Below are 12079 nucleotides of genomic sequence, written 5' to 3'. Positions count from 1 at the left end.
ATTGTGGAAACCATAGGCATGAGCCAATATCGCCGCAGGTTTACCAAGAGGAGGGCTCATGGCGAGTCAGCAGCCGAAGAAATCGCAACCCACTCCGGCGACTCTCGACGGAACCGATCTGGCTATCCTCGCCGCGCTCGTGGAGGACGGCCGGATGACCAACGCCGCGCTCGCGGCCCGGGTGGGCGTCGCCGAGTCGACTTGCGCGTACCGAGTACGCGCCCTGCGGGAGTCCGGTGTCATCACGAGCATCAACGCCCGGCTCGATCTCGGCGCACTCGGCCACCCCATTCACGCCCTCATCAGGGTTCGTCTGGGAAGCCACAGCCGCGAGCACGTCGGCACCCTGTACGACAGGCTGGTCAATGTGCCGGGCGCCTTGACGGTTCTTCACGTCGGTGGCACCGACGACTTTCTCCTGCATGTGGCCGTGGCAAGCCCGGAAGAACTACGAGACCTCATCCTGGAGCACGTGACCGTCCACCCGATGGTGCGGCAGACGGAGACCCAGTTGGTGTTCGAGGTTCGCGACGGCCGCGGCGTGCTGGACCGCTGAACCCTCGCAGGCGACAGGGTTGCGTCAGCTCACTGCCCGGACCCGCCTTGTCGAGGCACCATTGCGACGGAAGCAACGCGTCGAGGTCCTGACCTGCTCTGAAGACGAGGCCGTCGCCCGCAGCGAGGTCGGCCGGCACACTGCTGATGCTGCACGGCGGAGCAGTGGGCACGTCCCCGCAAGCCCCCGCTTTCGGAGACCGCTCGGCCCCGAGCAGCAGGCGCACGCGCGCCCGCCGGCTCCGGCCACACCGACCCGACTCGTACCGCTCCCGCTGATGCCCGCCCCCGCATTCTGTGTCGAACACCACCGGGAGCATGTGAACAGGAACGTGCCGCTATCAGGGCAGTGGCTCTCAGCCGCCGCGCCGCACTCGAGCCGCCTTGCGGGCCTCGGCGAGTTTGCGGGCCTCGCTGGCCTTGCGGGACTTGCCGCCGGTGCCGCGGGAGGCGTCCTTGCTGGTGCCCAGGCCACGGAAGGGGGCGTTGGAGTTCTTGGGCCGGGGTGCGGCGGGCCCCCCGTCGAGCGGGATGCCGGAGGGGGCCTTGGCTCCGGTGATCCGGCTCAGCTCCGCCTCGCCCGAGCGCACCTTGGTGATCGTCGGCTCGATGCCGGCTCCGGCCATCAGCCGGCTCATTTCCCGCCGCTGGCCCGGCAGCACCAGCGTGACGACGCTGCCGGACTCACCGGCCCGGGCAGTGCGGCCCGCACGGTGCACATAGTCCTTGGGGTCGGTGGGCGGGTCGACGTTCACCACGAGATCGAGGTCGTCGACGTGCAGACCACGGGCCGCGACATTGGTCGCCACCAGGACGGTGACCTGGCCGTTCCTGAACTGAGCAAGGGTCCGGGTGCGCTGCGGCTGGGACTTTCCACTGTGCAGGGCAGCGGCGTGCACTCCGCTGGCCCGCAGATGCCGGGTAAGCTGGTCGACCGCGTGCTTGGTGTCCAGGAACAGCAGTACGCGGCCGTCGCGGGCGGCGATCTCCGTGGTGACGGCGTACCGGTCGGGGCCGTGGACGACCAGCACATGGTGGTCCATCGTCGTGACCGCACCCGCGGACGGGTCGACCGAGTGGACGACCGGGTCGTGGAGGTAGCGGCGGACCAGGTGGTCGACGTCGCGGTCCAGGGTGGCCGAGAACAGCATCCGCTGGCCGTCGTGGTGCACCTGGTCGAGCACCTCGGTGACTTGCGGCAGGAAGCCCATGTCGCACATCTGATCGGCCTCGTCGAGGACGGTGATCCGTACCCGTCCCAGGCGGCAGGCCCCGCGCTCGATGAGGTCGTGCAGGCGGCCAGGCGTGGCGACGACGACCTCGGCCCCGTCGCGCAGCACAGCGACCTGCCGACCGATCGACATGCCGCCGACGACCGTGGCCATCCTCAGCCGGAGCGCGTCGGCATACGGCGCGAGCGCCTCGGTTACCTGTTGGGCCAGCTCCCGGGTGGGCACCAGGATCAGGGCGAGGGGCTGCTTCGGCTCCGCGCGCCGCCCGGCCGTCCGTGCGAGCAGCGGCAGGCCGAAGGCGAGCGTCTTGCCCGATCCCGTGCGCCCGCGCCCCAGGACGTCGCGTCCCGCAAGGGCGTTGGGCAGTGTGGCTGCCTGGATCGGGAAGGGCTCGCGCACGCCGAGCTCCGTGAGCGTTCGCAGAACCTCGGCCGGCAGTTTCATGTCGGTGAAGGCGACCGGGGACACCGCTGGGGCGAGGCTCCCTGGCCGGGCGAGGTCGCCGTGCGAGGTGGCGGGGCGGTCCGGGTGGTTCATGAAGAGCCTTCCGCATAGGGAACGTACCGAGGAAGGCCCGGCAGGAATCAGCAGCCGACGAACAAGGGGAATCGCACGGACGGAATCGCCAGCCGTCACAGCCGTCCAAACATTTGAGGCTAACACAAAGTGACAATTCGACCCGGCGCTGTGGTGCGCTGGTCACCACTCGACGCCAGTACGTGCACACAGCCCGCTGAACGCACCGGCCCACTCGGCATGACGGGCCCCGCCGGGGTGCGCCAAGGGCCGGGAGCGCCAACAGTGGAAATCATGAACGACAACATCCTTTTCCTGAACGTCGACGACCCGCAGACCGGCCACCAGGCGCTCGACGCGCTGCGGCAGGCGCACGCCAACGACGAGGTGAAATTGCGCGAGGCAGCGGTCGTCGCGCGCGACGCCGACGGCGTCCTCGACTTCCCCGACGCCGTCGACACCACCGGCACCGCCCGGGCCTTCGCCGTCGGCGGCCTGATCGGCGGGCTCCTGGGCATCCTTGGCGGCCCGCTCGGCGTCATGATCGGCTTCGGCGCGGGCGGGCTGATCGGCGGCGCCCATGACGCACGCGAGGCGACCGCAGTCAACGCGGCGCTGGAGATGCTGGCGGCGGAAGTGCCGCCGGGAAGCACCGTGCTGGTAGCCGAACTGGTGGAGGCCGATCCATCACTCATCGACGGACTGCTCGCCCCTTACGGGACGGCCGCGCGCTATCCCGCGAGGGAGATCCGCAAGGAAGTGGAGGAGGCCATCGCACTGAGGCATTAGGCCGGGCTCAGCTCTGCAGGGCTCTGGCCGATGGCAGAACCCAAACCCACCGACAGCCTCGCCTCGTGCGTGGTGCTACCGACGCCACCAAGCAGAGCGCCACAGCACGTGGCCGAGCTGCCACCGGCTGAGGATCTCAACATCCGCGCAGCCGCCATCGCGGCCGCAGCGCGACCCCGGCCGTGCCGGCCCCGGGCATCTCGCCGCCGCTCATGCCGGCCTCCAGGTGGTGTAGCCGAGGTCCAGGTGCCCGAGCCGGGACAGGCGCTGTACCTGCGCGACGAACGCCCGGGTGAACAGGCGCTCTGCCGAGGACGCGCCGTACCGGTCGCCGTGGTCGCACACCAGCTGATGGGCGACGGCGGCGCGGTTGCGCCAGTCCAGGACCTACTCCCGGGTGAGGCCCTCAAGGACCAACTCCTGATCGACGTCGGCGAGCTCCGGCTCCGGGGCCGGGGTGACGGCGGCCGGGCAGGGCGCGGGCAGCGCGACCGGGGCCACCGGTGCGGACGGGACGTCGTCCTCGTGCCGCGCGACCGCGGCCTCGGCGCGAGCCGCCTCGCCGCTGGAGCGCCGACGGATCAAGAGCGGAACTCACCGTCGAGGTGACGGTGATGGTGAGGGTGAAGGCGGGCCATCTCCACTGGTTGCAGTATGAGTTCGAGGCCCCTGAGCCACACCCCCATGGCGTAGACCACTTCCGTCACGCGATACTGCAGCGGTCCAGCACTACGCGCGCGCCCCCACAGCGACGGAAGGACCCCACGTCCCTTGAATTCCCTACGTGTTCGGATCGGCATCCTCGGTATGGCCCTGTTGGCGGGGCTGGCGGCACCCGCGACCACGGCGGCGGCTCGGGCCGCTCAGGGCGCCCCGACCGCGACCGTCGAGGAGCAGCGCCTCGACAAGGCGGCACCGCAGGAGATACTGCGACGCTCCGGATTCGACTCCGTGGCCCCGGACTTCGCCCGCGACCTGACCCGGACGCACTCCTTTGAGCAGGCCCGCGGCGTCGTCGTACGAGACGGTACGGCGCTGTGGCGGCGCGCCGTCGACCGGGCGCAGGGGCGGGGCCCCGCGGGCGGCGGCCTCAGCCGGGACGACGACCGGCCGCTGTACTGGGCGCGGCTCGGGATGACGCGGGACGTGCGCACGTGGGAGCCGGGTTTCGGGCTCAGTGACGCGCAACGCTCGAACCTGCTGGGCCAGTTGGAGCGGACCTCGCGCGGCCAGACCGACATCCGCTACCCGTCGCGCGCCACGGGCATCAAGCGCATTCTCGTCACCGGCTTCGACCCGTTCACACTGGACAAGGACATCAGGATCTCCAACCCGTCCGGTGCCGCCGCGCTCGCTCTCGACGGGACGGTGATCCAGACCAACTCCGGTCCGGCCCGCATCGAGGCCGTCACGTTCCCGGTGCGCTGGCAGGACTTCGCGGCGGGGACGGTGGAGCGGACGCTGGCGCCGTACCTGCCGAAGGTCGACCTGTACACGACGGTGAGCCAGGGCCGGGTGGGCCGCTTCGACGTCGAGCGGACGAACGGGGCCTGGCGCGGCGGCTATCCCGACAACGACAACATCAGCAGCACTGGGACCATCCCGGTCGCCGCCCCGGCCACGCGGCCGCAGTGGACGACAACCACCCTCCCCTACAAGGCGATCGTGACCGCGCACACCGGCCGGTTCCCGGGCTACGACCACACCGAGGTCACCGAGGTCCCGGCAGGGAGCACCGAACCCGTCGTACGCCCCGACGGCCCCACCCCGGGCTCCACGGCCCGTGAGGGCGGCGGCGGCAACTACCTCTCCAATGAGATCGCCTACCGTGCGACCCTGCTGCGCGACCGGCTCGGCCTGCACGACACGCTGCCAGGCGGGCACGTGCACACACCGGTGCTCCAGTTCGGCACTGGCAACACCGATCCGGCGACCGGAAAGATCACGGATCCGCAGTTCGTGCGGAACCGGCTGGACATCATCGCGCAGCTACGGTCGATCCTGACGGTGGCGGCGAACACGGCGCTGAAGTGACGTCGCCCCCGCCCGCGTTCCCGTCATCCCTCACCAGAAGCCACGGCTCCTAGACGGGTAATCAGAAGCGCGAAGACCAGCAGTGCGGTTGAGGGAAAGCATCCCGGTCACATACCTGCCACGTCACAAGACATCGGCGAGGCGGTCTACCTGGTTCGGGTCGAGTCCGTAGCAGTAGAGCATGACCTCGTCGGCGCCGAGGTCGGAGAAGCCGGCGATCGCATCGCGGATCTCGGTCGGCGTGGTGAGCATTCCGGCCACCATCCGGTCGGCCATGCCGGTGAAGGTGTAGTACGCGTGCATGTTGGCCTGGGCGTCGTGGACCACGTCGTCAGGGCCGAGCGCGACGTTGACCTGCGCGACGATGCGCGGTTCGCCGTCGCGGTCGTACTCCCTCCAGAACCTGCGTGCGGTGTCGAACAGGCCGCCTGCCCAGGAGGGCGCCGCAGCGGCCAGGAAGCCGTCCCCCCAGCGCGCGACGCGTTCGATCGCGGCGGGCTGGAAGCCACCGAAGAGCACCTCGGGACCGCCGGGCCGGGCGGGCTCAGGACCGATCGGGCCGACGTCGCCGCCGTACGGCTCGCCGGACCACAGGCGGCGCATGACCGCCATCTGTTCGTCGAGACGTCGGCCGCGGGCACGCTTGTCGATACCCGCGGCCTGGTGGTCGTCGTCCCGGCCGCCGATACCCATGCCGAGGACCAGGCGGCCGCCGGTCATCCGATCCAAGGTGGCAGCCTGCTTGGCGAGGAGGGCGGTGTCGCGCAGCGGGGCGAGCAGCACCTCGGTCTGGACGCGAATGCGGGACGTGGCGCCCGCGAGGACGGCGAGAGCGACCAGGGGTTCGGGGTTGTCGTAGACGAGCCGGTCGAGCAGGCCGAGCGTGCTGAAGGGCCCGGCGTCGGCGCGACGGGCCCAGGTGAGCAGGGTGGCGGGGTCGCCGATGGGCAGGCCGATACCGATGTTCATGAAGGAAACCTCCGAAGGGAAGGGTCGACAAAGACTGCCGCCGCCCCTCCGGCACCTCAGCGAGGTGGGACGCTCCCGCTCTGCGGCGTACTTCTGGGGAACGTCTCGTCGAAGTGATCTCACCCTAGGGTGAGCCGGTTTGACGGGACAAGCCGATTTGGGCCGACTCCTGCCCCAGCCGTCGCAGGACATGGCCTCGGCACTCGCTGAGGGCCTGTCCGATGGTTCGGTCCGGCAGCCTGGGTCACTGACAGTGTCTTCGGGCGGATTCAGGGCTTGCGAGAATCGTCGCGTGCAAGACATCTACGGCTTTCCCGACATACATGACGTGCCCTCCGTACTGCGGGACGTCCTCGCGCAGGACAAGGCTGAGCGGGCGGCACGGGTCCTGACATCCGAGGAGGCCGCGGTGTTCGCCAACTGGACGCGCGTTTCCGCCGAGGCCGAGACGTGCTGGCTGGCCGAGCTGTCCGGCGACGACGGCCTCCTCGGCTTCGAACCGCCGGCTCTCCCCGACAGCGCCTGGATCCTGCACGCCATGTACGAGGACCTGCGGCACCCGGCCATACCGGCCAACGCAGATGCCACGGCCGGTAAGGAAGACACCGGCGACGGGGACGACGAAGACGAAACGGACTGGGCCGTACCCCCAAGGCCCCACTGGCAGCGCCTGCGCTGGTCCGAGCTGGCCCAACGCGTCGGCGACCCGATCGTCGAGGAAGGCTCCTACCCCGACCGCTACCAACTGGACTCATGCCGCACTGGGACGAGCAGGAAGCCGGACAACATCCTGTGGTCGAACGAGGGCAGCCTCGACTGGGAAACCTGGCACCAGCTGATCGACGTGCTCATCGAGTACAGCCCGGACGGCCCGGATACCCGCTGCCTGGTCCACTTCTGCCGGAACATGTTCTACTACCACGTCCCCACGGTGCTCACCGGACGCCTGGGTGACGCCCGCGACCTCTACCACCATCCCGACCTGATGGCCTATAGCCCTTCCAACATCTGGCCCGCAGACCGGACTTGGGTCACCTACACCGACTACGACCTCCACGGCACCAAGGTCGCAGGCCCCACCTCGTTGATCGAAGCCCTCCTCAACACCCCCGGGCTCGAAGCCCTCCGTCTCCCCTGGAAACCCTGATCCGTGCGACCGCCGACCTACCGGACACGCCTCAGGAGCACCAGAAGAGGAAGCAGGTCGGCGACCGTGTGGGGCGTGGTGCAGGCGTCGGGTTCGGCCCCGCGCTGGTGGGTGATGACTTTGGTCGGGGCTCCTTGGCGGTGGGTCGGGTGGCGACGGGCGGTGCCGTGGTCGCGGATACGGGGACCGCGGAGTGGGAGACGGCGACGTCCCTTGCCGATGCCGACGGCTTCGCGGCGTGCGACGGACGAGCCGACTCTCCCGCGGTCCGGCTCGATGAGGGCTGCGCGGTGGCGGCCGGGTCGACGGGCGTGGCCGACGCCGGTGAATCCGTGTCCCTGCCGTGCGTTGGACCGGTGGGCAGCAGTTCCCCCGATATGCCTGTGGCGACGACGCCGACCAGTACGATCCCACCCGCGATGCCGAGGGCCAGCTTGGTCGTGCCGCCCTTGCGGCGTCGCGCTCGGCGCGGGGCCTTGCCGCGGCGGCGCGTTGCCGACGTTCGGTGGGAGGCGTACGACTCGTTGCCGTCACCGGGACCGGCAGCCTCAGCCGCGCCAAAGCCGGTGGCCATGTCGGGGTCGAGGTCTCCATCGGCCGGGCGGGGTCCGTTGGGCTCGCCGCCCTGTTCGGGAAGGGGCCCTGTCTCGTAAGAAAGGGGCTCGTACGCCTGGGCCTGCTCGTACGCGTGCGTGGCCTCAGGCCCCCCTTCGTACCCGTGCGTTCCCGTGTGCTCGTAGACCGGCGACTCGGGCATCGGCTGGACGCCGTTCCGGTAGAGGGGGTGCGGCAGCGGTGGGGGGTAACCGGTGGCTGCACGACCGTGTGCAGGGGCACACCTCGGGCACACGTCCGCTCCGCGGAGATAGCTCCCGCATCCAACGCAGTAGTCCATGCGGTTGTCCGTTTCTTCCGGCGTCGCCGCCCCCGCCCCGCTAGATGGCGGCACCCTACTGGCGCGGCGATGTCCGGCCCACCCTGCCCCCTCGTCAGGCCCGAGCCATACCGATGCACCCCCGGTGTGGTACTACGCCCTGGCAACCCCCGGCTTGCCCGGTTGGTCTGCTGGGAGCGCGTCTTCTCGTGGCGGCGGACCGGTCGATCGGAGCGGGATCCGGCGCAGGCGTTCGTCGTGGGGAATCTGCCGCGACTTCGCGGTCGACCGGGACCATGGGGCCGAGCACCAGCTCCATGCCGTTGTCCCACACTGGAGCCACCGTCCGGTCCAGATGCACCTGCAGAACACCGTGTTGCCAGCGGTCGTCGACGGCGGAGGCGAGTGGCGCCCCGTCGGGGCGGGTGTCCGCGAAGCTGGCCTGCTCCCCGCGGTCGGCGAGCCATGCCGCGGCCTCCGACAGTTCCTCGCCCGCGGCCGGCCCGCGCCAGGTGCCGCAGTCTCGCTTCGCTCCCGCACGGCGCCGCCATCCGCACGGGAAGATCGCACAACGGGTCATCCCCCACGATCTGCGGCCCGTCGTCCTACGTGACGAACTCGTCGAGCTCGGAGATCTGTTCCGCGCCTACCAATCCGCGCCTACCAACAGCGCACCGAACCCGACCTGGCGGTGCTCGCCGACCTGCAGGAACGAAAGGCACCCGCCTTCACACCTGGTCCGAGGCAACCGGCGACGTCAATCTGCGGCAGGAGGCGCGGCGCGCCGAGCAGGCCGCCGCCGCTGCCCGTTCCCCACACCCGCAGCGCACCGGCCACAGATCGGACAACGACGGGCCGGCCGTGGGCCCGCCTGCTGACCATGCCGACACAACGGGACATGCGCGCTCTGTCCTCGCGCACGTGGCCGACCACAGCCCGCGGGCGGGCCCGGAGGCGCGGCTGCTGATTCTGCGCACCGCTCACACCGGCACCGGCACCGGCAATCTCGCCGGGGAGGACGGCACCGCGCTGGGCCTGACCGACCCGGGGGACCTGTTCGTGACGTTGACCGGCTTTGGCTGGCCGGGCATCCCCGGCACCACCGGTGCCCTGTTCGCCTCCCGGTCGGTGGGTCAGCCGCCCAGCACGGTGTTGCCGGTGATCGTGTCGCCGGCCCCGTCGATGGTCACCGCGTGCCGCACGCCGTCGGGGCCCAGGACCACGACCCGCCAGGCCCGGCCACCTCCCTGCTCAGCGACCGGGCTCAGCGACTCCACCTTGCCGCCGGCCACCGCCGACGATGCCTTGGCCACCGCGTCGGCCGCGTTGGTCGACGGCAACGGTCCCGGCGCCGCGTGGTCGGCCGGCCCGCTCTCCTGGCGGCCCTCACGGCCGTCCCGGCCGTCGTGCCATCCTCGATCCCCCGCAGCCGTCCTGCGGTCGTGACCGTGGCCGTGGCCCTCCTCGCCCCCGTGGTGGTGGGCCACCGTCGCTGCTGCGCCACCGCCGATCACCAGCACGGCCGCCCCGGCCGCGACCCAGCGCGCCGACCGGCCGCGCACCCACCGGCCGGCGCGGCCCGCACCCGTACGCGTCCGGCCCGCGCCCGCGGCCTTCGGCTCTTCCTGCGGCAACGTTTCACCCGTTCCCATGGGCTCGCTCATGGCACACCCCGATCCTCGGCAGGCCCGGGCCGTCCCCGGGCAACACCGCCAGGATGTCCGTGCGTTGCTGAAGATCGGCTGAAGACCTGCAGACTCCTTCAGCTGTCCATATGGCGACCTGCGACCCTGGTCCGCATGCGAGTACTGGTGGTGGAGGACGAACGCCGGCTGGCCCTGGCCCTGCGGCACGGGCTGACGGCCCAGGGATTCAGGGTCGACGTCGCCCACGACGGCCCCTCCGGCCTGGCACAGGCCATGGACCACGCCTACGACGTGGTCGTGCTCGACGTCATGCTGCCCGGTCTCAACGGCTACCGCGTGTGCTCACGCCTGCGGGCCTGCGGCAGCGACGTCGGCATCCTGATGCTCACCGCCAAGGACGGCGAATGGGACGAAGCCGAGGCGCTCGACACCGGCGCCGACGACTACCTGTCCAAACCTTTCTCCTTCGTCGTACTCGTCGCCCGCCTCAAGGCGCTGGCCCGCCGCATCGGCAGCCGCGCGCCCCGGCGCACCGTCCTGGGCGACCTCGTGATCGACTCCGCCGCCCGCACCTGCACCCGCGCCGGCACCACGATCCCCCTCACCCCCCGCGAATTCGCCATCCTCGACCACCTCGCCCGCCGAGCCGGCGAGGCCGTCTCCAAGCGGGAGATCCTCGACGCCATCTGGGACAACGCCCTCGACAGCGACCCCAACACCGTCGAGGTCCACGTCAGCGCCCTGCGGCGCAAGATCGACACCCCCTTCGGGCGAGCCGCGGTCCAGACCGTCCGCGGTGCCGGCTACCGGCTGGCGGCCGACGGTGGCTGACCAGATCCCCGCCGGTGCACCCACCGGCGCCGCACACCACCGACTGCGCGCGACTGCGCACCGCCTTCTGGCCCGCCATCCCCGCGCCGCAGCCCTCGTCGACCGCCTGACACCACGCTCGGTCCGCGCCCGCACCACCCTCGCCGCCTGCGCCAGCGTCGCCGTCGTCCTCTCCATCGCCTCGACCGCCGTCATCCTCCTGCTGCGCGTCAATCTGGAACGCACCGTCGAGGCCGATGCCCGCGAGCAGGCCCAGGCCGTCGCCCGCCTCGCCACCGACGGTCATCTCACCAGCCCGCTTCCCCTCGACCACGGCACCGACTTCATCCAGGTCGTCGACGCGAACGGCACGGTGGTCGCAGCCAGCCAGAACCTCACCGGCCACCCCCCACTCGCCCCCGCCGGCCGCCCCAACGACCACAGAACCTTCAACCTCGACGCCCCGGGCCACGCACACCACAAGCGCGTCACCAGCGTCTCTGCCGCCACCCCCACCGGCCCCGTCACCATTTACGTCGGCGCGTCCCTGCGCACCGCCGACGCCGCAGAAGACCTCACCACCGCCGCCCTCGCCGTACTGAGCACGGTCCTGCTGTTCACCGTCGGCGCCCTCACCTGGCGCGCGACCGGCCGTGCCCTGCGGCCGGTCGAGGCCATCCGCGCCGAGGTCGCCGCCATCGGAGACCGTGACCTGAACCGCCGCGTTCCCGAGCCCCGCAGCGACGACGAGATCGCCCGTCTCGCCGACACCATGAACGCCATGCTCCAGCGCCTCGAAGCCGCAGGCACACGGCAGCGCCGCTTCATCGCAGACGCCTCCCACGAACTGCGCAGCCCCCTGACCGTCCTGCGCACCCAGCTCGAAGTCGCCCTCGCCCACTCCGACCCCGATGTGCACACGGACCTGGTGGCCGGTGCCCTGGAGGACACCGAACGCCTGCAAGCACTCGCCACCGACCTCCTGCTGCTGGCCCGTCTGGACACCACCGACCACGACTGGCCCGACGAACCCGTCGACCTCGCCGACCTGGTACACACCACAGTCGCGGCCCGCGGCGTCGAACCCCACCCGGTCGCCGTCCACGCCCCGACGGCGATCACCGTCCCCGGCAACCCCCTGTGGCTGCGACGGCTGCTGACAAACCTGCTCGACAACGCCCAGCGCCACGCCCGCAGTTACATCACGGTCCGCCTCACCACCGACCGGGCCTCCGCAGACGCCGTCCTGGAGGTGACCAACGACGGCCCGCCGATCGAGCCCGCCGACCACGAGAAGATCTTCGAACGGTTCGCCCGCCTCGACGACGCCCGCAGCCGCGACGACGGCGGCACCGGCCTCGGCCTCCCGATCGCCCGCGACATCGCGGCCATCCACAAAGGCACCCTCACCGTCCTCGACACCCCGGGAGCGACCACCTTCCGCACCCGACTGCCCATCCCGCCTGAACCGCCCCAAGACGTACGGGCCGGCCGTCGGTGACGCCGG

Annotated in this window: 11 protein-coding genes; 6 read left to right on the top strand and 5 right to left on the bottom strand. The window is 71.0% G+C overall.

The annotated features are described in order from the left end of the window. The first annotated feature begins 58 nt into the window (after window positions 1-58). Complete coding sequence (locus ACO1BR_RS37400) at window positions 59-556, top strand: Lrp/AsnC family transcriptional regulator (RefSeq protein WP_426799570.1); 498 nt, start codon at window positions 59-61, stop codon at window positions 554-556. A 355-nt stretch (window positions 557-911) separates the two neighbouring features. Here the strand turns inward: ACO1BR_RS37400 and ACO1BR_RS37395 are convergent, their stop codons facing one another. After that, window positions 912-2324 (bottom strand): DEAD/DEAH box helicase, encoded by a 1413-nt coding sequence (locus ACO1BR_RS37395; protein ID WP_426799569.1) that lies wholly within the window; start codon window positions 2322-2324, stop codon window positions 912-914. A 273-nt stretch (window positions 2325-2597) separates the two neighbouring features. Between ACO1BR_RS37395 and ACO1BR_RS37390 the strand changes: the two genes are divergently transcribed. Then, complete coding sequence (locus ACO1BR_RS37390; protein WP_426799568.1) at window positions 2598-3092, top strand: DUF1269 domain-containing protein; 495 nt, start codon at window positions 2598-2600, stop codon at window positions 3090-3092. Window positions 3093-3302: 210 nt separating this feature from the next. On the opposite strand, the gene ACO1BR_RS37385 is transcribed toward ACO1BR_RS37390, so the two are convergent. Beyond that, entirely contained in the window at window positions 3303-3437 is a 135-nt protein-coding gene (locus ACO1BR_RS37385) for a hypothetical protein (protein WP_426799567.1), read from the bottom strand. Between the two features lie 42 nt (window positions 3438-3479). Next, window positions 3480-3677 (bottom strand): hypothetical protein, encoded by a 198-nt coding sequence (locus ACO1BR_RS37380; protein WP_426799566.1) that lies wholly within the window; start codon window positions 3675-3677, stop codon window positions 3480-3482. A gap of 186 nt (window positions 3678-3863) precedes the next feature. Between ACO1BR_RS37380 and ACO1BR_RS37375 the strand changes: the two genes are divergently transcribed. Further along, window positions 3864-5126: a pyroglutamyl peptidase gene (locus tag ACO1BR_RS37375; protein ID WP_426799565.1), complete on the top strand. Its 1263-nt coding sequence runs from the start codon at window positions 3864-3866 to the stop codon at window positions 5124-5126. A 123-nt stretch (window positions 5127-5249) separates the two neighbouring features. Here the strand turns inward: ACO1BR_RS37375 and ACO1BR_RS37370 are convergent, their stop codons facing one another. After that, the gene (locus ACO1BR_RS37370; protein ID WP_426799564.1) at window positions 5250-6095 is read right to left on the bottom strand and encodes an LLM class flavin-dependent oxidoreductase; all 846 of its coding nucleotides are present in this window, start codon (window positions 6093-6095) and stop codon (window positions 5250-5252) included. 292 nt (window positions 6096-6387) lie between these two features. On the opposite strand from ACO1BR_RS37370, the gene ACO1BR_RS37365 reads away from it, so the two are divergent. Then, window positions 6388-7242: a hypothetical protein gene (locus ACO1BR_RS37365; protein ID WP_426799563.1), complete on the top strand. Its 855-nt coding sequence runs from the start codon at window positions 6388-6390 to the stop codon at window positions 7240-7242. 2007 nt (window positions 7243-9249) lie between these two features. Here the strand turns inward: ACO1BR_RS37365 and ACO1BR_RS37360 are convergent. Further along, window positions 9250-9780: a hypothetical protein gene (locus ACO1BR_RS37360; protein ID WP_426799562.1), complete on the bottom strand. Its 531-nt coding sequence runs from the start codon at window positions 9778-9780 to the stop codon at window positions 9250-9252. A 135-nt stretch (window positions 9781-9915) separates the two neighbouring features. Between ACO1BR_RS37360 and ACO1BR_RS37355 the strand changes: the two genes are divergently transcribed. Both ACO1BR_RS37355 and ACO1BR_RS37350 read left to right on the top strand, forming a co-directional pair. Then, window positions 9916-10593, top strand: coding sequence for a response regulator transcription factor (locus tag ACO1BR_RS37355; RefSeq protein ID WP_189296478.1), 678 nt, complete (start codon window positions 9916-9918; stop codon window positions 10591-10593). After that, window positions 10586-12073: a HAMP domain-containing sensor histidine kinase gene (locus ACO1BR_RS37350; protein ID WP_426799561.1), complete on the top strand. Its 1488-nt coding sequence runs from the start codon at window positions 10586-10588 to the stop codon at window positions 12071-12073. The genes ACO1BR_RS37355 and ACO1BR_RS37350 overlap by 8 nt, the downstream gene beginning before the upstream one ends. Window positions 12074-12079: the final 6 nt, after the last annotated feature.

The organism is Streptomyces sp. YGL11-2 (assembly GCF_050054615.1).
GTDB lineage: Bacteria > Actinomycetota > Actinomycetes > Streptomycetales > Streptomycetaceae > Streptomyces.
This window is presented reverse-complemented; position numbering and strand designations above follow the sequence as displayed.